The following is a 20,014-nucleotide window of genomic DNA, read 5'->3' on the forward strand; positions in this document are numbered from 1 at the left end:
CCGGCGATCACTCGATATTCTGGATCTGCTCCCTCATCTGCTCAATCAACACCTTTAATTCCACCGCCGCGGCGGTGGTCTCGGCGTCCACGGACTTTGACGCCAGGGTGTTCGCTTCGCGGTTGAGTTCCTGCATCAGAAAGTCCAGACGGCGGCCCACCTGGCCGCCTTTTTCCACCACCCGGCGCACTTCGGCCACGTGGGTTTCCAGGCGGTCCAGTTCTTCGTCCACGTCCATCTTCTGGGCGGCCAGCACCAGTTCCTGCTCCAGGCGCTCCGGGTCGGGGCTCTCCACCGCCTCCTGGACGCGCTGGCGCAGGCGGTCGCGCAGGGCCTCGCGGATCGCGGGCAGCGCCTGGCGAATGCGGGCCACCTGCTCGCCGACGCCGTCCAGGCGCTCGCGCACCATGCGCGCCAGCTGCTCGCCTTCGCGGTCGCGGGTGGCGATCAGGGCGTCCAGGGCTTCGTCCAGGGCGGCCAGGGCTTCCGCGTGCAGGGTGTCGGCGTCCACTTCGCGGGTGGAGAGCACGCCGGGGAAGCGCAGGATTTCCAGCGGGTTCACCTGGCCGGCGTGGCGCACCAGGTCGTCGACGCGGCGGGCCGCCTCGGCGAGGTGCTTGACCAGGGTTTCGTTGAGCTCCAGTTCCGCTTCGCCTTCTTCGGTCTGGTAGCGCAGGGTGACGTCCACCTTGCCGCGGCCCAGCCGCTGGCGACAGCGTTCGCGCACGTCGTTCTCCAGGGCGCGCAGGCCCTCGGGCAGGCGCGGGCCCACTTCCAGGTAGCGGTGGTTCACCGAGCGGATTTCCCAGGCCAGGCTGGCGCCGGTGAGGTGGCGGTCGGCTCGGGCGAAGGCGGTCATGCTACGAATCATGGGCGTCCCTGGGGTGGTGGGTGAGTGCGGCGAAGTGGGGCTTAGTGTAGCGGGTCAAGCGACTGGAAGCATTCACCGGCGCCCCGCCTCGCGTTGATGGGCGGGGGTTCGCTACAATGGCGGGCCATTCGATCCCGAATCAAGGAGTTTTCATGCGCCCTTCCGGCCGCCAGCTCGACCAGATGCGCGACGTATCCTTCGTACGCGATTTCACCATGCACGCTGAAGGCAGCGTGCTGGTGTCCTTCGGCAATACCAAGGTGTTGTGCACCGCGTCCGTGGAGGACGGCGTGCCGCGTTTCCTCAAGGGCAAGGGCCAGGGCTGGATCACCGCCGAGTACGGCATGCTGCCCCGCTCCACCCATACCCGCTCCGGCCGCGAGGCGGCGCGCGGCAAGCAGGGCGGCCGCACCCTGGAAATCCAGCGGCTGATCGGGCGCTCCCTGCGCGCCGCCGTGGACCTGAAGAAGCTGGGTGAGAACACCATCTATCTGGATTGCGACGTGATCCAGGCGGACGGCGGTACCCGCACCGCGTCGATCTCCGGTGCCTGCGTGGCCCTGGTGGACGCCTTCACCACCCTGCTGGAGCGCAAGCGCATCAAGGAAGACCCCCTCAACGGTCTGATTGCCTCGGTGTCGGTGGGGATTTATAAGGGAGAACCGGTGCTGGATCTGGATTATCCCGAAGATTCCAACGCCGACACGGACATGAACGTGGTAATGACCCAGCATGGTGGCTTCGTGGAGATTCAGGGCACCGCCGAGGGCGACGAGCCGTTCACCCGTCAGCAGTCCGATCAGTTGCTGGGCCTGGCCGAGAAAGGCATTGGTGAAATCGTCCGCAAGCAGCAGGAGGTGCTGGGCTGGTAAGCCCGGTGGGGAACAGAATGAAAAACTACAAGAAGCACTTTTTGCGCTTCGCCGAGGAGCGCCAGGCGCTGAAGTTCGGGGAGTTCACCCTGAAATCCGGGCGCATCAGCCCGTACTTTTTTAACGCCGGCACCTTTTACACCGGCGAGGCGCTGGCCCGGCTGGGCCGCTACTACGCCGACGCCATCGTCGAGTCGGGCATTGAGTTCGACATGTTGTTCGGCCCGGCCTACAAGGGCATTCCGCTGGTGGCGGCGGTGTCCGTGGCGCTCGCCGAGCACCACGGTCGGGACCTGCCCTGGGCGTTCAACCGCAAGGAAGCCAAGGACCACGGCGAAGGCGGCTGGCTGGTGGGCGCGCCGCTGGAGGGCCGCGCCCTGGTGATCGACGATGTGATCACCGCCGGCACCGCGATCCGCGAGGTGGCGGAGCTGTTCGAGCGCACCGAGGCGAGCATCGCCGGGGTGTTCGTGGCGGTGGACCGCCAGGAGCGCGGGAGTGGAGAGTCTTCAGCGCGTGGTAGAGGGCTGTCGGCGATCCAGGAAGTGCAGGAGAGCCTGGGCGTGCCGGTGCGCAGCATTGTCTCCATGTCGGACATCATCGTCTGGCTGGAAGAGCAGGAAGGGCGCGATGCGGATCGCGTGGCGCTCAAGCAGTATCGCAAGCGCTACGGCGTGGAGGGGTAACCGTGAGGTGGCTGCCGTGGGGGCTGGTGTTGGCGTTGTTGGCGCTGCCGGTGCTGACGCCGGCGGCGCCCAAGCAGAATGAACCCGCCGGTGAGGTGATGTACCGCTATACCAAGCCGGACGGCACCCTGGCGGTGAGCGCCACGCTCAACGAGCAGGCCATCCACGCCGGTTATCAGGTGCTCGACCATAACGGCCGCGTGCTGCGCCGCGAGCCGCCGGCGCCCCCGGAAGAACAGGCGCGCCGCCGCCAGGCGATGGCGGCCGAGCAGCAGGCGCAACGGCAGGCCGAGCGGGACAAGGAACTGGAGCGGCTCTACGCCGGGCCCGAGGACGCGGTGCGTGCCCGCGAGCGCCAGATCGAAGCGCTTGAGTTGCGCATCAGCTACGCCACCAACACCCTGGCGCAGCTGGAGGAGAAGCGCGACCAGGAGGTCAGCCTGGCCGCCCGCGCCGAGCGCGCCGGCCGGCCGGTGCCGGAGGGCACCCGCCAGGCCATCGAAGAGTACCAGCGCCGCATGGCCCATGTGCGCCAGGAAATCGCCGGCTATGAGAAGGACAAGCAGGCGGTGCGCGAGCAGTACGCGCCGATTATTGAGCGGTTGGAGGAGCTGGCGGGCTCTTAATCGCGGAACACCGTGGGGGCGAGCAGCGCCCATTGCTCGGGCCAGTCCTGGCCGGGGCGGATCCTGAAACCGGAACGGACGAACTGGGCGATGCGCCCTTCCACCACCGCCAGCAGCAGGTTGGCGGTGATGGTGGGCGTGGCCGCGGTGCGCTTGCCTTCCTTGAACTCGGCGTCACGGACCACTTGCTTGAGCTGGCTTTCCACCCGGTCGTAGAACTGTTGGATGCGCCGGTGCAGGCGCTCGTTCTCGCCGGTGAGGGCGTCGCCGGTGAGCAACCGGGTGATGCCCGGGTTGCGCTCGGTGAACGCCAGGATCAGCGTGAGAATCTGCTCCACCTGGGTGAGCGCGTCCCCTTCGCCGGTGATGCGGTTAATGCGTGAGAAGATCGCCTCTTCGATGAAGTCGATGAGCCCCTCGAACATCTTTGCCTTGCTCGGAAAATGCCGATACAGCGCGGCTTCGGACACCCCCACTTCCCGGGCCAGGCCGGCGGTGGTGATCCGCCCGCCGGGTTCCGCTTCCAGCATGTGCGCCAGGGCCTGCAGGATTTGCTCCTTTCTGGACGGAGTCTGTTCTGTCATGCGTTGTTCCCGTTTTAGGCGTTTTTAGTTTTTGCTGATCAATGCTTGCTGATCAGAGTACCGACCCCCTTGTCGGTAAGAATCTCCAGCAGCACCGCGTGGGCCACCCGGCCATCGATGATGTGCGAGGTGTGCACGCCGTTCTCCACCGCTTCCAGGGCGCAGCGGATCTTCGGCAGCATGCCGCCGTGGATGGTGCCGTCCTTGATCAGCGCGTTGACCCGGTCCGCCGTGAGGCCGGTGAGCACGCGGCCTTCCTTGTCCTTGAGGCCGGCCACGTTGGTGAGCAGGATCAGCTTTTCGGCGCGCAGCACCTCCGCCACCTTGCCCGCCACCAGGTCGGCGTTGATGTTGTAGCTGGTGCCGTCCTCATCGACGCCGATCGGCGCGATCACCGGAATGAAGTCGCTGCCGCCGAGCAGGTCGAGCACCTTGGTGTCGATGCCCTGCACCTCGCCCACATGGCCGATGTCGATGATTTCCGAAGCCTGCAGCTCCGGGTCGTCGGCGTCCAGGTTCTTGAGCAGCATCTTGCGCGCCTTGATCAGGCGGCCGTCCTTGCCGGTCAGGCCCACCGCCTGGCCGCCGTTATGCTGGATCAGGTTGACGATGTCCTTGTTGACCAGGCCGCCGAGCACCATCTGCACCACGTCCATGGTCTCCCGGTCGGTGACGCGCATGCCCTGGACGAACTTGCTCTCCTTGCCGAGCCGGTTAAGCAGATCGGCGATCTGCGGGCCGCCGCCGTGGACGATCACCGGGTTGATGCCGACCTGCTTCATCATCACCACGTCGCGGGCGAAGCTGTTCTTCAGCTCGTCGTTTTCCATGGCGTTGCCGCCGTATTTGATCACCACGGTGGTGCCGGCGAAGCGCTGAATATAAGGCAGCGCTTCAATCAGAACGCGGGCGGTTTCCTGGGCGCTCTTGGTGTCCATGTCTGCTTTCTCCAACCGGTCAAAAAGTATCCGTGTAAGGGGCGAACGCCTCGGCGCTGTTGCCCGCCTGCAGGGAGAGTACCTCCAAAAGTCGGGCGGCGGCGTAGAGGGCATCGCTGAATCCGTACCAGCGGTCGGCGAAGAATATATGCCCGTTCGCCTCTCCCGCCAGGGGCACGGCCAATTCTTTCATGCGCGCGCGCAGGCGGGCCGGGCCGCCGTCGTCCATCACCGGCCGGCCGCCCTGCTTGCGGATCAGGTCGGCCAGCGCCTGATTATCGGTCATGTTGAACAGCACATCGGCGCCCGGATTGCGCTCCAGCAGATCCCGGGCCAGCAGCATCAGCAGCCGGTCGGCGGCGATCAGGCGGCCGTCGCTGGCGACCAGGGAAAGGCCGCCGCCGGCGTCGAACGCCAGGCCCAGATTCAGGTTTTGCTCGCCCACCGTGCGGGCGAGGGCGTCCACGTCGGTGCCCTCCACGGCGACCACCTTGCAGCCCAGCTCGCCGAGCAGCCGTGGCGCCAGGCCGGCGGTGGCGCCGGTGCCCTGCACCGCCACCGACATGGGGCGCGCGAGAATAATGTCGTCCGCCACGGCGTTCAGATAGCGGTCGTTGAGGTCGCGCTGTTCCCGTTCCCCGCTGCCCTCATCCAGATTCCGTGCCAGCAGCCGGTCGCGCAGCCTGAGCAGCCGGTCGCCATGCAGCAGCTCGCCGTTGATGACGACATCCAGGGCCCGCTGGTCGCCGTCGCCGGTGAGGCAGACGCCGCTCTGGCTTTCCAAGACTTCGGTGGCGTAATGGAGCACCGCCGGCGGTGCCTCGCCCAGATCCACCACCTGGCGGCCGCTGGCCATCAGGCCGTCGATCAAAGCCTCCTTGGCATCGGCCTCGCCCGTGCAGACCACAAACAGGGTGTGCTGGCCGGCCGCGCCCGCTTCGCTGCCGATTGCCCGGCCGAGCTGCTTCAGGGCGGTGCCGTCCAGGGGCGCGTCGCCGGTGGCGCGAATGCCGTCGGGCCCGAATAGCGCTTGCGGCGGCGCCGGGCCGGGTTCCGGCCCCGCCTGTTCTTCGGGTTCTGGCTCCGGCTCGGGCTCGGGAGCCGGCGGCGGCGAGGAGACAGGTGGCGTGACCGCACGAGGGGGCGTGGTCGCGGTGTCGACACGGCGGCCGGCGGCCGGCGTCGACGCGGGCCGGCGCCGGGCTAACCGGGCGAACACCGCGTAGATCGCCAGTAGCACCAGTGCCGCGCTGATGCCTGCGGGCAACAGCAGGCTTTGCCAGGACGGCGGCGTGGGGGGCACCGCCAGGGTCAGGTTGAAGGGGCCGCCCCGGGCGCTGGCGGTGGCGCTGGCGCCCCCGGTCTGGCCGCGGCGGATCAGCGTCAGGTCGCCCTGGCTCAGTGTCAGGGCGCTGCCTTGGGGCAGGCGTTGATCGAGGCTGCGCAGCCAGGGTCTCAGGTCGTGTTCCAGGATCATGGCGCCGCCGGGTGTGGTGCATGCCATCAGCAACGCCGGCTGTTCACCGCCCTTGCTGGAGACCACCACTTCCCCCCGTTCGCGCAGGTTATGCAGCAGTTCGCGCAGCGTGAACGATAGCTGTTCCTCACCGGGGTGGCCGTCGGGTACGCGCAGCAGGCGGGTGTCGTCCTGCCAGGCGGTGGGGGTCAGGGGCTGGTCGGCGGTCGGTGCCGGGGAAGCCGGGCGTCCGGCGAGCTGCTCCAGCTGGGTGCGGTGGCGGTTCACCCGCTGGCCGAGTTCCCCGGCCAGGGTGTTGGCCAGGCGCCGGGCCTGATCCGCGGCGGCGGTTTGTGCCTGGTCGTGCTGATGCCGGTGCCAAAGCCCGGAGCCGGCGCCGACCAGCACCAGGCCCAGCAGCGCGAGCAGCAGTGCTGGCCTGGTCAGAACCTTGCGTTCGTTCCCCATCCGTTCCCCCTAGCCGTCCCGTCGCCGTTCTGTGGTCGCGGCGTTGCGGTGACGCCCGTGGCGCTTACTGGCGGCCGCTGTGGCCGAAGCCGCCCTCGCCGCGGACACTGTCGTCGAACTCATCCACCTGCGTCAGCGCCACCTGCATCACCGGCACGATCACCAGCTGCGCGATGCGCTCGCCGGGCTCGATGGTGAAAGCGCTGTTGCCCCGGTTCCAGCAGGACACCATCAACTGGCCCTGGTAGTCCGAGTCGATCAGCCCCACCAGATTGCCCAACACGATACCGTGCTTATGGCCCAGCCCGGAACGCGGCAGGATCATGCCCGCATAGCCGGCGTCGCCGATGTGGATGGCCAGCCCGGTGGGCAGCAGCTCGGTGTCGCCGGGGTTCAGGGTCAGGGGGGCCTCCACCATGGCGCGCAGGTCGAGGCCGGCGGAGCCGTCGGTGGCGTAGGCGGGCAGTGGAAACTGGTCGCCCAGGCGGGCATCAAGAAGCCGGTATTGCAGTTGCATCGATGGTCTCAGCGGTCAGTGGTTTTCAGCTCTGGCGGATCGCGATCAGCTCGATCAGTTGTTTGGCGATCTGCGCCTTGGAGGCGAGCGGCAGCACCTTGTGCCCGCCCGGCCAGATCACCGTGAGGGCGTTATTGTCGCTGTTGAAGCCCACATTGGTGCCGGACACGTCGTTGGTGGCGATCATATCCAGTTTTTTGCTCTTCAGCTTGCCCTGGGCGTATTCAATCACGTCCTGGGTTTCCGCCGCGAAGCCCACGGTGAAGGGCCGTTTGGCGTGGCAGGCCACGGCGGCGATGATGTCCGGGTTCTTCACCAGGGTGAGGTGGATCTCCTCGGTGGATTTCTTGATCTTGTGGTCGGCGGTGACGGTGGGCCGGTAATCCGCCACGGCGGCGGTGGCGATAAAGATGTCGCAACCCTCCTCCACCGCCTTGAGGCTGGCCTCGTGCATGTCTTCGGCGCGGACCACGTCGATGCGGTTGACCCGGTTGGGGGTGTCCAGGGCCACCGGGCCGGCGATCAGGGTCACGCGCGCCCCCGCTTCGGCGGCGGCCTGGGCCAGCGCGAAGCCCATTTTCCCGGAGCTCTTGTTGGTCAGGTAGCGCACCGGGTCGATCGGCTCCCGGGTGGGGCCGGCGGTGATCACCAGATGTTTGCCGGTGAGGAGATCGTAGTCGAAGACTTCCGCGGCCTGCCGAATGATCTCCGCCGGGTCCTGCATGCGCCCCGGGCCCACTTCGCCGCAGGCCTGGCTGCCGGCGCCGGGGCCGAAGATATGGATGCCCTTCTCCTGCAGGATCAGCTGGTTCTTCTGGGTCGCCTGATCCGCCCACATTTGCTGGTTCATGGCCGGGGCGACCGCCACCGGGGCGCCGGTGGCCAGGCACAGGGTGGCGAGCAGGTCGTTGCCGTGGCCGTAGGCCAGGCGGGCGAGGAAATCCGCCGAGGCCGGAGCGATCAGCACCAGGTCCGCCCAGCGGGCCAGCTCGATGTGGCCCATGGCGGCCTCGGCGCGCGGGTCCAGCAGGTCGGTGTGCACCGGGTGCCCGGACAGCGCCTGCATGGTAAGCGGCGTGATGAACTCGCAGGCGCCCTGCGTCATGACCACGCGTACTTCGGCGCCGGCGTCCTGCAGCCGGCGGACCAGATCCGCGCTCTTGTAGGCGGCAATGCCTCCGGTGACACCGAGGAGGATCCGTTTATTGACCAGTCGCTGCATGCTGTCATTCCGTACAGTATTTTGGGCTGTGGCTGACACAAACCATGGTGGATGTCGTCTGCCCTCGCCCCGGGGGGTTGTGCAGACTAGGGGCGTCATAGGGTAGCACCAAGGTATGAGCAAACACAGGGAGGTGAGTATGGCGATCAGCGACTGGCCGAAACAGGAACGGCCCCGGGAAAAGCTGCTGGGGCGGGGCGCGGGCGCGCTCAGCGACGCGGAACTGCTGGCGATCTTTCTGCGCACCGGCAGCCGGGGCAGAACCGCCGTCGACGTGGGCCGCGACATTCTCGACCGCAGCGGCGGCCTGCGCGGGCTGCTGGATCTGACGCCCAAGCGCATGGCGCGTCTGCCGGGCATGGCGGATTCCCGCTGTGCCCAGGTGCTGGCGGCTCTGGAGATGGGGCGGCGCTACCTGGCCACGGAGCTGGAGCGGGGCTTCAGCCTGGACAACCCGGAGCCGGCGGCGCGGCTGTTGACCGCCGAGCTGCGCGGCGAACCCTGCGAAGTGTTCGCGGTGCTGTTCCTGGACAACAAGCACCGGGTGATCGGCTTCGAGAAGATGTTCTACGGCACCGTGGACGGCGCCGCCGTCTACCCCCGGGAGGTGGTCCGCCGGGCCCTGGAATACAATGCCGCCAGTGTGATCGTGGCCCATAATCACCCCTCCGGGGTGGCGGAGCCGAGCCAGGCGGACCGCGATGTCACTGAGCGGCTGCGCCGGGCGCTGGATCTGATCGACGTGCGCATCCTCGATCATCTGGTGATCGGCGACGGGCACTGGGAGTCGTTCAGTCGCCGCGGCTGGGTGTGATATTTGCTGGCAAACACCGGAATGGCTTGATCCCCGCCCCGGGTTTTGGTATAAAACGCGCCTTTTCCGGGGCTGCCCCGCCCCAATTGTGTTGCATCACGGGAGCAAGATCATGTCCAAAGTTTGCCAGGTAACCGGGAAGCGGCCGGTAACGGGCCACCACGTGTCCCACTCGAACATCAAGACCAAGCGTCGTTTCGAGCCGAATCTCCACTACCATCGCTTTTGGGTGGAGAGCGAAAAGCGCTTCGTGCGCCTGCGTGTATCCTCCAAAGGGATGCGTATCATTGACAAGAAGGGTATCGACTCCGTGTTGGCCGATATCCGCGCCCGCGGCGCGCGCGCCTGAGCCCAAGGAGCTGAATCATGGCATCTGGTCCGATTCGTGAAAAAATTCGTCTGGTCTCCTCAGCGGGTACCGGGCACTTTTACACCACCGCCAAGAACAAGCGTCTGCATCCCGAAAAGATGGAGACCAAGAAGTTTGATCCCGTGGTCCGCAAGCACGTGATCTACAAGGAAGCCAAGATCAAGTAAGCGTCCTGCCTGGCAAGGGACAACAAGAACCCGGTGTGGCTATTCGTCACACCGGGTTTTTTTATGCCCGTGCGGCCGTCCTGGCCCGGGTCACTCTTCATTGTTTAATCACGTCAATAACAATAAATTTCATAACAGTACAAAGTTGGTCTTTTTGTGCGGGTAGCAAAAGACGCATACTGGCAAAATGATGTTACGCCGCCGTAAAGGTGGAAACGTAACGATAAAGGCGGTAACAAAAGAATAAGAACAACCGGTCATCGCTTTCATTGCACCGGATATCCGCCGACGTTTATCGTAACTTATTGATTTTAAAGGGTTTGAGCGAGGGATATGCAAATGTGGGTACTTGTGAAGTGGTTCACAAAATATCTACTATCGGAAAGGAATCGTCACTGATAGCACTTTGAGCGTAAGGGAGAGTTTCACATGAAATCATTAACCATCTTTACCACCGCCTCACAACAACTGGCCGCCCGGCTGTTCAGCCGTGGCCGTACCCAGGCCGACAAGCAGCGTGGCGCCAGCGCGCTGGAGTACATCGTGCTCGCCGCAGTAATTGTTATAGCTATTATCACTGCGTTGACGACTACGGACATCGCTTCGAAGATTACCGATACCTTCCAGACAATCGTTGACGAGATGCCCAGCGGCTCTGGTGATGAAACAGAGGCGTAGGACCGGGAGCATGGGGACATTACCCCTAATTAGGAGACTCAAAGGGGCAGTGGCATTGGAGTTTCTGATGCTATTCCCTTTCGTGGTAGCCATGCTCTATGCCTCCGCCCTCTACGGCATCGTGTTCTTCAGCCAGTACCGGCTGCAGAACGTGGTGGACCGGGCGGTGGCCACGGCGCTGTACGTGGACCGTTCCGCGTTCCAGGGCGAGCAGATGGAGGGCGCGGTGGTGAACCGCGCCAGCCAGGCCATGAGCGGGCTGCTGGCGACCCTGCCCGGGCCGCTCTCGAACCTGGAGGGCGGCGCGTCTTCCTGCGCCGTGGAAGCGGTGGGGGGCGTGGAGATGCTCCGCTGCGGAGTGACCTACAACTACAAGGAAAACCCCATCGTGCCGGTAATGAGCTTCGGCCTGCTGGGGACCTTTCCGCCGTTGCCGGACACGCTGGAAGCGGAGGCCCGCGCCGCCTTCTGACTAGAATGATAAGCAGTCGTCGAACACGGATGTTTCGGAGGGGATATGGGATCAAAGATTTTATATATGCTGCCGGCCCTGGTGCTGGCCTTTCTGGCGCTGGTTCTGGCGCTGGTGGGGCTCAGCCGGGATCCGGAACCGGTGACCGTCACATCGACGGACACCACCGGGCAGGCGGACCGGGAACAGGCCGCACCGTCCTATGAATACTGGGTGTTGCGCCAGCCAATGAACGCCGGCGAGGCGCTCAGTGAAGAAAGCCTCGCCGTGGTGACCTCACCCAACCAGATCAGCGACGCCTTGTCCGCGGAAGAAGACGTCTTCGGTCGTGAGCTGCGTCGCTATGCCCGTCCGGGCGAACTTCTTTCAAGCCATCACCTGGAAAGCGGCGGTTCCCTGCCCGCCAACCTGCCGGAAGGCCAGCGCGCCATCGCTATTGCCGTCGACGACGTGGTCGGCGCCGGGGGGCTGCTGCAGCCCGGGGACCGGGTCGATGTGGTCACCGCGTTCCGCCGTTCCGACAAAGACGCGCCGGTGGCCCTGGTGATGCTGCGCGACGTGCCGGTGCTGGCGGTCTACGGTTCGCTGTCCGCCGGCGCCGACGACGCGGAAGAAACCGCCCGTCGCCGCAACAACACCGCCGTCCTGTCGGTACCCGAAGATCGTGTGTCCGCGCTGATGCTGGCGTCCTCTGAAGGCAAGGTGCGCCTTGCGGTGGTGGCCGGTGAGCGCGGCGACACGCCGGCCGGCGATACGGACGAGCCCGCCGGCGATGGCGACCAGGCCCTCGCCGCCGCCGAAGAGGCGGAACAGAAACCCTTCTACTTCGACGACTTCTTCCCCGAGCGCGAAAAACCCGCGCCGGCCGCCGCGCCGAAGCCTTCTCCGGGCCAGCGCGTGCAGGTTTTCGAGGGCGCGGAATCAAGGAGCACCTATGTGCAATAAACAACGCATCGGCCTGGGGGCGCGACTGCTGCTGGTGCTGACGCTGTTTGCCGGCGGCCAGGCCGCCGCCATGGATGAATCCATGCGCATGGCGCCCGGCGACCAGAAAGTACTGAACTTCTCCGCGCCGATCACCAAGGTGGCGACCTCCAACCCGGAGGTCGCCAAGCTCACCGTCAGCGGTAGCCAGGAAGTACTGGTTACGGCTTTCAAGGAAGGCTCCTCCGAGATCACTATCTGGCAGCGGGGCGAGAGCCGGCCGATGCGCAGCAGCGTGGCGGTGGCCACCACTCTGGGCGGCAATCTGCCCTACGGCACCCAGGTGCAGACCGACATCCGTGTGCTGGAAGTGAGCCGCTCGGAACTGAACAGTCTGGGCGTTTATTACGCCAATCTGTTCGACGGCGGTGACTCCGCCGTGGGCATCGCGCCGCCGGGCACCGGTTACCGGGGCTTTTCGGGCCCGGGAGCCGCCCAGAACCCGCTCAGCTCCGACGGTTTTAACCTGTTCGGTTTCGGCAGTAACTCTCTGACCATCATCAATGCGCTGGAAGGCGGTGGTTTCGCCTACACCCTGGCGGAGCCGTCGCTCACCAGCCTGAGCGGCCAGAGTGCGTCGTTTCTTTCCGGTGGCGAATTCCCGGTGCCCACCCGGAGTAATACCGATGGCATCCAGATCGAATTCAAGGAGTTCGGGGTCGGCCTGAGCCTGACGCCCACGGTGATCAGCGACGAGCAGATCATTCTCAAGGTGGCGCCGGAAGTCAGTGAACTGGATTTTTCCGCCGGCGTGGAAACCGGCGGCGTGGCCGTGCCCGGGCTGCGCGTCCGGCGGGCGGAAACCACGGTGTCTCTGGCCCCCGGTGAAACCTTCATCATCAGTGGTCTGGTGAGCCGCAGCACCATTAACAACAGCGACCGCATTCCGGGCCTGGGCAATATTCCGGTGCTTGGTGCTTTCTTCCGCTCCAGCCGTATTTCCCGGGACGACAAGGAGCTGGTGATGGTGGTCACCCCCCATCTGGTGACCCCCCGCAAGGCGGGTGATCCGCCGGTGACCCTGCCCGGCGGCGCCTACCGGGAAAGCAGCACGCAATGGCTGGATATGGCCACCGAGCCGCGTGGTGGCTCGCAACCCATTCGTCATGGAGTGAGCTGGTGAGCGATAACGATATTGTCCTTTCGGTGGTCGACGACCCCGGTATCAAAGCCTGGCTGGACCGGGTTATCGAAGAGCCGTTCCGCGTGGAATTCGTCAGCCGCGCCGATCTCACCCGGGTGTTGCGCCTGCTGGAAGCGACCACCGCCCATGTGGTGCTGGTGGAGATCAATGAAGCGGATATGGATCAATCCCTGGCGATCATCACCGCGCTAACCAGTGCCCGGCCCTGGGTCACGGTGATCACGGTGTGCACCCGTTCCAACCAGGAACTGCTGCTGCAAAGCATGCGCGCCGGCGCCCGGGACAGCTTCCTGGCCGGCAACGACGCCGGCGAAATCCGCGACCGGCTGCGCCGTCATCAGCTGGTGCGCAGCGGGCATTACGGCGACGAAAGCCGCTCCTCGGTGAACAATCTGACGCTGGTGACCGGCGCCGATCCCACCGTGGACACACGCTTCCTGGCGCAGAATCTCGCCATTGGCATTAATCAGCGCCACCCCAACTGGCGCTGCCTGGCCATCGACACCCAGCCCCGCGAGCGGGGGGTGTTCTATCTCGACGCCAGCAGCGAATTCACGCTGGATAATCTGCTCGCCAACCCGGAAACCCTGGACGAGACGCTGATCGACACGGCGCTGGAAGAGTTCCGGCCTGGCCTGCGGCTGCTTTCCGGCGGCATCGGCAGCCAGACCCTGGACGGTGACCGCAGCGCGGATCTGTTCATCGCCCTGAACCGGCTGATGCAAATGTTCGACCACATCACCATCAACGTGGCCTCATTGCAAAGTGCGTACTGGGTGCGGGCGCTGGGCGTGCATACCCGGCATCTTCTGGTGGGCATTCACCCGCTGGTGGATCACGCCCACGCCGCCCGGGCGCTGGTTCACGACTGGGGCTCCCATCTCGGCCGTGAGGGCCATATCGGGCTGGTGGTGGACGGTTACGACAGTGGCGTACCGCCGGATGCCGACGAACTGAGTGATACCGTCGGCGCGCCGCTGGCGGGCACCCTGCCGATGGATTGGCGTCACCGCCTGCTGGCGGTGAACAGCGGCCGGCCGATTCTTGAGCAGTCGCCCCGGTGTGCCTACAGCCGCCGGCTGGGCAGCTTGCTCGAATCCCTTGATGGCCAGGACGATGAGCCGCGACGCGGTGGTTTTCTGACGCGATTGCTGGGGAGTTAAGCCGTGGCCGGTCGTTTCGATCAGGAGTACCAGCAGCTCAAGGAGCGCGCCCATCGCTGGGTGGTGGAGCGGCTGGATGAAGAAGGCATCGAAGTCGGCAAAGCGACCCGTGATGCCCTGGCCGAATTCACCCGCAACCATGTCGGGCAGTACATCTCTCATAACCGGGTGCCGTTATCCACCCAGGACCTGAACCAGCTGGTCCGCGATATTCTCGATGAAGTCACCGGCTTCGGCCCCCTGGAGCCTTTGCTGGCGGACACCAGCGTCAACGATATTCTGGTCAACGGACCGGAACACGTTTTCGTGGAGGTGGCCGGTGTGTTGCAGCGGGCCAATACCCGCTTCATCAATGATGATCACGTCACCCGGGTAATTCGCCGCATGCTGGCGCCTCTGGGCCGGCGGCTGGATGAAGCCAGCCCGATGGTGGACGCCAGGTTGCCGGACGGCTCGCGGGTCAACGCGATCATCCCGCCGCTGGCCCTGGACGGACCCACCATCAGTATCCGTAAGTTCACCGGTAACCACCTGTCCGCCCAGCAATTGATCGAAAACGGCTCGATGACCGACGCCTGCCTGGATGTGCTGATCCGCGCGGTGGAATCGCGCCGTAATATCATCATCAGCGGCGGTACCGGCACCGGCAAGACCACCATGCTGAACCTGATCAGCCAGTACATCCCCCGCGCGGAACGGATCCTCACCATCGAGGACTCCGCCGAGCTGGTGCTCAACCACCCCCATGTGGTGCGCCTGGAAACTCGGCCGGCCAACACCGAAGGCAAAGGCCGTATCACCGCCCGGGAGCTGGTGGTGAACTCACTGCGGATGCGGCCCGACCGGATCGTTCTCGGCGAGGTGCGCTCCGCGGAAATCATCGAATTGCTGCAGGCCATGAACACCGGCCACGAAGGTTCGATGAGCACCATCCACGCCAACACCACCCGGGACGCCCTGGTGCGGATCGAAACCCTGCTGGCGGTCAGCGGTTACGACGCCAGCGAGCGTGCCATCAGCCGGCTTATCGGCTCCGCCCTGGACATCATCATTCAACTGGTACGGATGCCCGACGGTCGCCGGATGGTCAGCGAGGTGGTCGCTCTCACGCCCACCGAGACCGACGCGTACCACATGGACTACCTGTACCGGAGCCACGACCAATGAGTGCCCTGGCCCTGCTCGCCGCCGCGCAAACGCTCGCCGTGCTCGCGCTGATCACGGTGGTGCTGCAGTGGTTGTGGGCACGACGCCGTTTTAAACGGTCATTGAATGACGGCATCCGCCGGCGCCTGGAAACCCGGGCGGATCTGGGCGTCGAGACCGCCGCCCGTGTCACCGTGACGCCGCTGGAAAGCGTGCTGATTCGCGCGGACATTCACCTCAGCCAGGGTCAATTAACCGTCTTCGGTCTGATCGTCGCGGTATTCCTGCTGGTGGTGTTGGTGCTCAACGGGCCGCTGGTCGCGCTGATCACGGCCGGGCTGATCGCCATCGCGCTGTGGATGTACTGGCGCTTTCGCTTCCAACAGCAACGGCGGCGTATTTACGAAGAGCTGCCCGGTTTGATCGATACCACCCTGCGCTATCTGAGCGCCGGGCGCTCGCTGGACAATGCCTTGGTGGAATCCTTCAACGACGCGCCGCCGGTTTTTGATCCGCTGGCGTTCCGTTTACGTAACGCCGTGGAAGCGGGCCGCGATTACACCAGTTTGTTCGAGGACTTCGGCGGCCTCTACCGGATACCGTCGCTGGTTCTGGTCTCAATCGCGTTGCGAACGTCGTCGCGCTTCGGCTCCTCGATTCGCCCGGTGCTGACCCAGGTGGCCACCTCGCTGCGCTCGCAACAGGAACTGCGCCGCGAATTCATGGCCGCCACCGCGGAGACACGCTTCACCGCCGCCGCCTTTGCGCTGTTGCCGCTGGGGTTGGCCGCGTACATGATTCTGATTAACGAGAACTACTCCCGGGTTCTTCTGGACACCGACACCGGGCATACCATGCTCGCCATCGCCGGTGGCCTTCAGACCCTGGGCGTGATCATTATCTGGCGGATGATCCAGGGGGTCGGACGTGAATAGTGTTTGGTTCATCTCCGCGGCCGCGATCTCTTTCCTCGCCATCTGGGTGGCCTGGGCGAAAGCGCCGCAGTGGGCCCGTCGTGCCCGTATCAATGCACGTCTGCATCGCCTCGCTGATCAGGATGAAAAGGCTTCCAGCTTCTGGTTGTCCAGGCTCGCCAGCCGGTTCACCGAATCGTCCATTGCACGGGGTGATTTCGAGGACATTCGCGAGGCCTATGCCGCCACCGGGCGCACCCACGAGCAGGCGCAGCTTCTTTACCTGCTGTTCTGCTGGATTCTGCCGGCGGTAGCCGTGGCCATCGGTTTCGTGTTCTTCGGCCCGATCGGTGGAATGATCGTGGCGGCTCTGTCGTTTCTGGTGCCTCGGCGCGCTATCCGTTCAATGGGGGCGCGCGCTGAACAAAGGCAGAATCTGGAGGCCGTGGAGTTGTGCCACCTGACACGCATGTTGATGGAGGCCGGGCTGTCCCTGGAGCGAGTGCTGCGCTTGATCGCCAATCAGGCCCGGCCGCTTCTGCCGATGCTTTCCGCCCGCCTCGACCGCTTCAACCGGCTGATGGAATCGGGTGCTGAACGCTCCCAGGCGTTGGATGAACTCGGCGAAAACCGTCGCATTCCCGTATTGCGTAACTATGTGGTGCTGATGAAGCAAAGCAGCCAGCTTGGCGCCGGTGTTTCCCTCAGCCTCGATCAAATCATCGAAGAAGCACAGAACGTGGAACGTAACCGTGTACGCGAGGAAACCAACCGTATCGGCGCCAAAATGACCGTGGTTATGATGGCGTTTATGTTGCCCGCATTGTTCATTTTGATCGGCGGGCCGGCGGTGATCTCTATCGCCGACGCACTTTCTCGTTAGCGGTATTCTTTAACAACAAGCGCGGGTGCGCGCTCGAACGAACAACGAAGACCAGGAGCAACGGATGCAAAAAATAGCGATGGGGATCATGGCCAGCGTGCTGATGGCCGGTTGCGCTTCCCAGGCGCCCAGCGAACTTCCCGGCGACCCGTACGATCTGGACCGGTTGAATTGCTCCGCGCGCATCCAGCCGGAACAACAGGTGCAGCTCGACATGGTCGACAACCTGATGAACCGGGAGCGCAACCACGCGGCACTGGCGCAGCTGGAAGCCAAGCCCATGGAAACCGTTGACCACTGGGTGCGTTACGGCCAGTTGCAGGCGTCCACCGGCCATCTGGGAGAGGCGGAGACCATTTTCCAGGGCCTGGTGGACCGTTGCGGCACCGGGCGCAGCCACCATGGTCTGGGCATGGTCCTGCTGAAGCAGGATAAAGTGCTGAAAGCGCTTCATCACCTGGAGATCGCCCGCGAACGCACGCCCGCCTCGGCCCAGGTGCGCAATGACTACGGCTATGTGCTGCTTATGGTCGGTGACTATGAAGACGCCGCCTATGAGTTGCGCACCGCCATGGAGCTCGGCGACGGCAAGGGTCCGGTCCGCCAGAACCTGGCGGTGGCGTACCTGCTCACCGACAACTGGGGTGGGCTGGAATGGATGAAGAAACAATACGACCTGAGCAGTGAAGAGCGGGCTTACGCGGAACGGCTGGCCGAGCAATTCGGGAGATAAACTATGAAACTGGTCATGGCTCTACTCACATTGATTCCGCTGGCGGTTATGGCGGACGGCAGACCGCAATTCGGCGTATCCGGCAAAGTGGTCGACACCGAACAGGAGAATCGGGTGGGCGCCGCCACCCAGCGCGCTCTGGAACAGCAGCGTCGTTCGCCGCCGGCGGAAAAAAGCGAGCTCTCCGTGCCGGTCTACATCGACACGCAGCGCCGCCTGGCGGACAGCTTTAAACAACCGATTCCGGAAACTTTTGGTCAGCAGACTCGTGGCGAGGACTGAAATGAATAGGCAGCGTGGTGCTCTGCTTTTTATTACGCCGATTATCATGATCGCCGTGATCTTGCTGGGTGTACTGGCTCTTGATGGTGCGCGCTTGTATTCATTGCGCCAGGAAATGCAGAGTCAGGTAAATGCTGCCGCGACCGCCGCTGCTGATGGCACACAGACATGCGGGGGGGCGACTGTCAGCATGGGGAATATCCGTGCACGCGCGCTGGCTGCTGCACGCGCCCAAGGTTTTGATGGTGCGGATGACGAGTTGATTGTCGAACCGGGGGTGATTGAAAGCGACGATAACGAAGTGCTCTCTTTTCGCTCTGAAGAAGACTTGATGCAGAGCAATGGGCTAGTGGTTCGGGTCGCCTCCGAGGAGCCTATTTCCGCCCTTTTGCCGAGCTCGCTCGGGAAGGTGACCGTGTCAGCGCAGACGGCAGTAAAGAAAGAGACATTTGCGACCTTTTACACGGAGTCATATACCGCCTCCATCGACACCAATAACGCCATCCTTCTTGGCGCGATTTTCGAGGCAGTGCTTGGCGGAAACCATCTTTCTATAGATGCGGTTTCGCTTTCTTCACTTTCAAATACGGTGGCTGACCTGGGCGACATAGTTAGCTACGTTGCCTCACGCACTGGTTTGGGGGTTGATGAAGTTCTACAGTCGGAGGTGCCGGCCTACGTCGTGGTTGGTGCCTTGCGCACCGCCGGAGGTCTTACCGGCGGTGCAGTAAAGGTTGTGGACGATGTGCTTGCCTCCAGTGGTGTGAATACAAACGTACAGGTTTCCGAGATCATTCGTGTCGTGGGCAATACCGGAGTCCCAGAGGGCGCTGGGGTGCCGGTCTTGGAAGTTCTGAGCAGCCTCATTCTCAATCTCGCCGAGACGCCGCCCTTAAACGGAATAATAGAGTTAGACGTCAACCCTCTCCTCGGCGGGCTCGGTTTAGGGGATTTGACAAGTCTTTCTTTGGAATTGGAAATCGATAACGCACCGAGCGTCGTTGTTGCTCCCGCGCGCATAGGCAAAACAGATAGAGGTTTGGGGTGGCTTGGGCAGGTCGAAGGCGCTGATATAACCATACGTTTAGATGCTTCTTTGCAACTCGGGGATCCCTCGTTTAGCGCTTTAACGCTTAAGTTGCCGTTAGAGCTCAGAACAGGAGCGACCAAAGCAACGTTGGTGGAGGCAGCTTGTGGAGCGGGTAGTACGAATGCGGTGGACTATGCTTTCGAGGTTGAGAAATCGGCCCTTCAATTGTACACCGACGTGGAACTTATTGTCCTAGGTGCAGAGGAACCTCAACCCGTATGTTTTCCAGGTGTTGCGGAATGGTCCTGCCCGATTCCACCGGCGGACTCTTTTCAGCACCAGTACACCGGCCCGTTAACTGGGACCCGATACGGAGACTGTTGTTATCCTCCGCCTTCGTGCTCCGGACTAATCGATATCCAAGTTTCTTCATCTTCCGCATCTGGCGACGACATACCTTCCGGTATCGTGGAATTCAGAGACCTTCCGTTGCATAACTTCGAGGCTCAAGCTCGCTCGGTAGATGTGGGCACGGGTGACGTGCTCGGTTCAAGTGTGACTAACCTTATGAACGGTATTAACGTAGAGAGCGCGGATATAGCCTGTCTGCCACTAGGTAGTTTGCTTAACTTGACGCTGAACTTGGTACGACCGGCGGTAAGTGGTGTCGTCGAGCCCCTATCCGAGTATCTGTTGGGGCCTCTTTTGGGAAGCTTAGGTATTAGCTTGGGTGAAGCTGAGGTTAATGTCATAGCCGCTGAGCAGCCCGCCGTGCAGCTACTTCAATACTGCGGTCCGGAAGGCTGCTAGTAAGCTTTTCTCAAGGTCTGCGTAACCGTGACGCGACTAGATCAAATCACGCTTTTCCCGTCTCGCCGCGCGCAGGTCACGCATCACCGAGGCGCTGAGCACGACCAGCACGCCCAGGCTGAGTACGGGCCACACGAGTATGTAGGCGCCGAATATCCAGGTTTCCATAAGTTTCTCCTTAGCG

The 20,014-nt window shown here is 63.7% G+C and carries 24 protein-coding genes; 17 read left to right on the top strand and 7 right to left on the bottom strand.

What is annotated here, in order from left to right:
- Positions 1 to 7: 7 nt before the first annotated feature.
- Entirely contained in the window at positions 8 to 871 is an 864-nt protein-coding gene (locus tag ISO4_RS10775) for a YicC/YloC family endoribonuclease (protein ID WP_194856207.1), read from the bottom strand.
- A gap of 152 nt (positions 872 to 1,023) precedes the next feature.
- On the opposite strand from ISO4_RS10775, the gene rph reads away from it, so the two are divergent.
- Genes rph through ISO4_RS10790 form a run of 3 tightly spaced genes read left to right on the top strand, consistent with a single transcriptional unit; the run spans position 1,024 to position 3,055 of the window.
- The gene (gene rph / locus ISO4_RS10780; protein WP_194856208.1) at positions 1,024 to 1,743 is read left to right on the top strand and encodes a ribonuclease PH; all 720 of its coding nucleotides are present in this window, start codon (positions 1,024 to 1,026) and stop codon (positions 1,741 to 1,743) included.
- A gap of 17 nt (positions 1,744 to 1,760) precedes the next feature.
- Positions 1,761 to 2,429, top strand: a complete 669-nt coding sequence (gene pyrE, locus ISO4_RS10785; protein ID WP_194856209.1) for an orotate phosphoribosyltransferase — start codon at positions 1,761 to 1,763, stop codon at positions 2,427 to 2,429.
- A gap of 2 nt (positions 2,430 to 2,431) precedes the next feature.
- Complete coding sequence (locus ISO4_RS10790) at positions 2,432 to 3,055, top strand: hypothetical protein (protein ID WP_142947814.1); 624 nt, start codon at positions 2,432 to 2,434, stop codon at positions 3,053 to 3,055.
- On the opposite strand, the gene slmA is transcribed toward ISO4_RS10790, so the two are convergent.
- From slmA to coaBC, 5 genes are all read right to left on the bottom strand, one after another.
- On the bottom strand, positions 3,052 to 3,639 hold the full coding sequence (gene slmA / locus ISO4_RS10795; protein WP_142947813.1) for a nucleoid occlusion factor SlmA: 588 nt from the start codon (positions 3,637 to 3,639) through the stop codon (positions 3,052 to 3,054). The two genes, ISO4_RS10790 and slmA, sit on opposite strands and share 4 nt — an antisense overlap.
- A gap of 38 nt (positions 3,640 to 3,677) precedes the next feature.
- Positions 3,678 to 4,577: an acetylglutamate kinase gene (gene argB / locus ISO4_RS10800; RefSeq protein ID WP_142947812.1), complete on the bottom strand. Its 900-nt coding sequence runs from the start codon at positions 4,575 to 4,577 to the stop codon at positions 3,678 to 3,680.
- A 19-nt stretch (positions 4,578 to 4,596) separates the two neighbouring features.
- Positions 4,597 to 6,501 carry a phosphohexomutase domain-containing protein gene (locus tag ISO4_RS10805; RefSeq protein WP_194856210.1) on the bottom strand — a complete coding sequence of 635 codons (1,905 nt, stop codon included), beginning with the start codon at positions 6,499 to 6,501 and terminating at the stop codon, positions 4,597 to 4,599.
- 64 nt (positions 6,502 to 6,565) lie between these two features.
- The gene (gene dut / locus ISO4_RS10810; RefSeq protein WP_194856211.1) at positions 6,566 to 7,018 is read right to left on the bottom strand and encodes a dUTP diphosphatase; all 453 of its coding nucleotides are present in this window, start codon (positions 7,016 to 7,018) and stop codon (positions 6,566 to 6,568) included.
- A 25-nt stretch (positions 7,019 to 7,043) separates the two neighbouring features.
- Entirely contained in the window at positions 7,044 to 8,240 is a 1,197-nt protein-coding gene (gene coaBC, locus ISO4_RS10815) for a bifunctional phosphopantothenoylcysteine decarboxylase/phosphopantothenate--cysteine ligase CoaBC (RefSeq protein WP_194856212.1), read from the bottom strand.
- A 139-nt stretch (positions 8,241 to 8,379) separates the two neighbouring features.
- Between coaBC and radC the strand changes: the two genes are divergently transcribed.
- The 14 genes from radC to ISO4_RS10885 all read left to right on the top strand — a co-directional run bounded on the left by radC (position 8,380) and on the right by ISO4_RS10885 (position 19,830).
- A complete protein-coding gene (gene radC, locus ISO4_RS10820) occupies positions 8,380 to 9,054 on the top strand; it encodes a RadC family protein (protein ID WP_142947808.1) in 675 nt (224 codons plus the stop codon).
- Between the two features lie 112 nt (positions 9,055 to 9,166).
- Positions 9,167 to 9,403 carry a 50S ribosomal protein L28 gene (rpmB, locus tag ISO4_RS10825; protein ID WP_142947807.1) on the top strand — a complete coding sequence of 79 codons (237 nt, stop codon included), beginning with the start codon at positions 9,167 to 9,169 and terminating at the stop codon, positions 9,401 to 9,403.
- A 17-nt stretch (positions 9,404 to 9,420) separates the two neighbouring features.
- Positions 9,421 to 9,591, top strand: a complete 171-nt coding sequence (gene rpmG, locus ISO4_RS10830) for a 50S ribosomal protein L33 (protein WP_067609584.1) — start codon at positions 9,421 to 9,423, stop codon at positions 9,589 to 9,591.
- A 429-nt stretch (positions 9,592 to 10,020) separates the two neighbouring features.
- Complete coding sequence (locus ISO4_RS10835) at positions 10,021 to 10,269, top strand: Flp family type IVb pilin (protein WP_194856213.1); 249 nt, start codon at positions 10,021 to 10,023, stop codon at positions 10,267 to 10,269.
- Positions 10,270 to 10,279: 10 nt separating this feature from the next.
- Positions 10,280 to 10,741, top strand: coding sequence for a TadE/TadG family type IV pilus assembly protein (locus ISO4_RS10840; protein ID WP_323745371.1), 462 nt, complete (start codon positions 10,280 to 10,282; stop codon positions 10,739 to 10,741).
- A gap of 45 nt (positions 10,742 to 10,786) precedes the next feature.
- A complete protein-coding gene (gene cpaB, locus ISO4_RS10845; RefSeq protein ID WP_194856215.1) occupies positions 10,787 to 11,686 on the top strand; it encodes a Flp pilus assembly protein CpaB in 900 nt (299 codons plus the stop codon).
- Positions 11,676 to 12,848, top strand: a complete 1,173-nt coding sequence (locus ISO4_RS10850; RefSeq protein ID WP_194856216.1) for a type II and III secretion system protein family protein — start codon at positions 11,676 to 11,678, stop codon at positions 12,846 to 12,848. Before cpaB ends, ISO4_RS10850 begins: the two co-directional genes overlap by 11 nt.
- Positions 12,845 to 14,032: an AAA family ATPase gene (locus ISO4_RS10855; protein ID WP_194856217.1), complete on the top strand. Its 1,188-nt coding sequence runs from the start codon at positions 12,845 to 12,847 to the stop codon at positions 14,030 to 14,032. Before ISO4_RS10850 ends, ISO4_RS10855 begins: the two co-directional genes overlap by 4 nt.
- A 3-nt stretch (positions 14,033 to 14,035) precedes the next feature.
- Complete coding sequence (locus ISO4_RS10860; protein WP_194856218.1) at positions 14,036 to 15,199, top strand: CpaF family protein; 1,164 nt, start codon at positions 14,036 to 14,038, stop codon at positions 15,197 to 15,199.
- Positions 15,196 to 16,113 carry a type II secretion system F family protein gene (locus ISO4_RS10865; protein ID WP_194856219.1) on the top strand — a complete coding sequence of 306 codons (918 nt, stop codon included), beginning with the start codon at positions 15,196 to 15,198 and terminating at the stop codon, positions 16,111 to 16,113. The genes ISO4_RS10860 and ISO4_RS10865 overlap by 4 nt, the downstream gene beginning before the upstream one ends.
- The gene (locus ISO4_RS17255) at positions 16,106 to 16,975 is read left to right on the top strand and encodes a type II secretion system F family protein (protein WP_194856220.1); all 870 of its coding nucleotides are present in this window, start codon (positions 16,106 to 16,108) and stop codon (positions 16,973 to 16,975) included. Before ISO4_RS10865 ends, ISO4_RS17255 begins: the two co-directional genes overlap by 8 nt.
- 64 nt (positions 16,976 to 17,039) lie before the next feature.
- Positions 17,040 to 17,708, top strand: a complete 669-nt coding sequence (locus ISO4_RS10875) for a tetratricopeptide repeat protein (protein WP_194856221.1) — start codon at positions 17,040 to 17,042, stop codon at positions 17,706 to 17,708.
- Between the two features lie 3 nt (positions 17,709 to 17,711).
- Complete coding sequence (locus tag ISO4_RS10880) at positions 17,712 to 17,990, top strand: hypothetical protein (protein ID WP_194856222.1); 279 nt, start codon at positions 17,712 to 17,714, stop codon at positions 17,988 to 17,990.
- Between the two features lies 1 nt (position 17,991).
- Positions 17,992 to 19,830, top strand: a complete 1,839-nt coding sequence (locus ISO4_RS10885) for a pilus assembly protein TadG-related protein (RefSeq protein ID WP_194856223.1) — start codon at positions 17,992 to 17,994, stop codon at positions 19,828 to 19,830.
- 36 nt (positions 19,831 to 19,866) lie between these two features.
- Here the strand turns inward: ISO4_RS10885 and ISO4_RS17025 are convergent, their stop codons facing one another.
- The gene (locus ISO4_RS17025; protein WP_228548060.1) at positions 19,867 to 19,998 is read right to left on the bottom strand and encodes a putative transporter small subunit; all 132 of its coding nucleotides are present in this window, start codon (positions 19,996 to 19,998) and stop codon (positions 19,867 to 19,869) included.
- Positions 19,999 to 20,014 lie beyond the last annotated feature (16 nt).

Source organism: Alloalcanivorax venustensis ISO4, assembly GCF_015356855.1.
GTDB classification, from domain to species: Bacteria; Pseudomonadota; Gammaproteobacteria; order Pseudomonadales; family Alcanivoracaceae; genus Alloalcanivorax; species Alloalcanivorax venustensis.

What these genes read in the sequence shown, in the direction of transcription:
- ISO4_RS10775 (WP_194856207.1), bottom strand. Translation starts at nt 871, where the DNA reads ATGATTCGTAGCATGACCGCCTTCGCCCGAGCCGACCGCCACCTCACC.
- rph (WP_194856208.1), top strand. Translation starts at nt 1,024, where the DNA reads ATGCGCCCTTCCGGCCGCCAGCTCGACCAGATGCGCGACGTATCCTTC.
- pyrE (WP_194856209.1), top strand. Translation starts at nt 1,761, where the DNA reads ATGAAAAACTACAAGAAGCACTTTTTGCGCTTCGCCGAGGAGCGCCAG.
- slmA (WP_142947813.1), bottom strand. Translation starts at nt 3,639, where the DNA reads ATGACAGAACAGACTCCGTCCAGAAAGGAGCAAATCCTGCAGGCCCTG.
- argB (WP_142947812.1), bottom strand. Translation starts at nt 4,577, where the DNA reads ATGGACACCAAGAGCGCCCAGGAAACCGCCCGCGTTCTGATTGAAGCG.
- ISO4_RS10805 (WP_194856210.1), bottom strand. Translation starts at nt 6,501, where the DNA reads ATGGGGAACGAACGCAAGGTTCTGACCAGGCCAGCACTGCTGCTCGCG.
- dut (WP_194856211.1), bottom strand. Translation starts at nt 7,018, where the DNA reads ATGCAACTGCAATACCGGCTTCTTGATGCCCGCCTGGGCGACCAGTTT.
- coaBC (WP_194856212.1), bottom strand. Translation starts at nt 8,240, where the DNA reads ATGCAGCGACTGGTCAATAAACGGATCCTCCTCGGTGTCACCGGAGGC.
- radC (WP_142947808.1), top strand. Translation starts at nt 8,380, where the DNA reads ATGGCGATCAGCGACTGGCCGAAACAGGAACGGCCCCGGGAAAAGCTG.
- rpmB (WP_142947807.1), top strand. Translation starts at nt 9,167, where the DNA reads ATGTCCAAAGTTTGCCAGGTAACCGGGAAGCGGCCGGTAACGGGCCAC.
- rpmG (WP_067609584.1), top strand. Translation starts at nt 9,421, where the DNA reads ATGGCATCTGGTCCGATTCGTGAAAAAATTCGTCTGGTCTCCTCAGCG.
- ISO4_RS10835 (WP_194856213.1), top strand. Translation starts at nt 10,021, where the DNA reads ATGAAATCATTAACCATCTTTACCACCGCCTCACAACAACTGGCCGCC.
- ISO4_RS10840 (WP_323745371.1), top strand. Translation starts at nt 10,280, where the DNA reads ATGGGGACATTACCCCTAATTAGGAGACTCAAAGGGGCAGTGGCATTG.
- cpaB (WP_194856215.1), top strand. Translation starts at nt 10,787, where the DNA reads ATGGGATCAAAGATTTTATATATGCTGCCGGCCCTGGTGCTGGCCTTT.
- ISO4_RS10850 (WP_194856216.1), top strand. Translation starts at nt 11,676, where the DNA reads ATGTGCAATAAACAACGCATCGGCCTGGGGGCGCGACTGCTGCTGGTG.
- ISO4_RS10865 (WP_194856219.1), top strand. Translation starts at nt 15,196, where the DNA reads ATGAGTGCCCTGGCCCTGCTCGCCGCCGCGCAAACGCTCGCCGTGCTC.
- ISO4_RS10875 (WP_194856221.1), top strand. Translation starts at nt 17,040, where the DNA reads ATGCAAAAAATAGCGATGGGGATCATGGCCAGCGTGCTGATGGCCGGT.
- ISO4_RS10880 (WP_194856222.1), top strand. Translation starts at nt 17,712, where the DNA reads ATGAAACTGGTCATGGCTCTACTCACATTGATTCCGCTGGCGGTTATG.
- ISO4_RS10885 (WP_194856223.1), top strand. Translation starts at nt 17,992, where the DNA reads ATGAATAGGCAGCGTGGTGCTCTGCTTTTTATTACGCCGATTATCATG.
- ISO4_RS17025 (WP_228548060.1), bottom strand. Translation starts at nt 19,998, where the DNA reads ATGGAAACCTGGATATTCGGCGCCTACATACTCGTGTGGCCCGTACTC.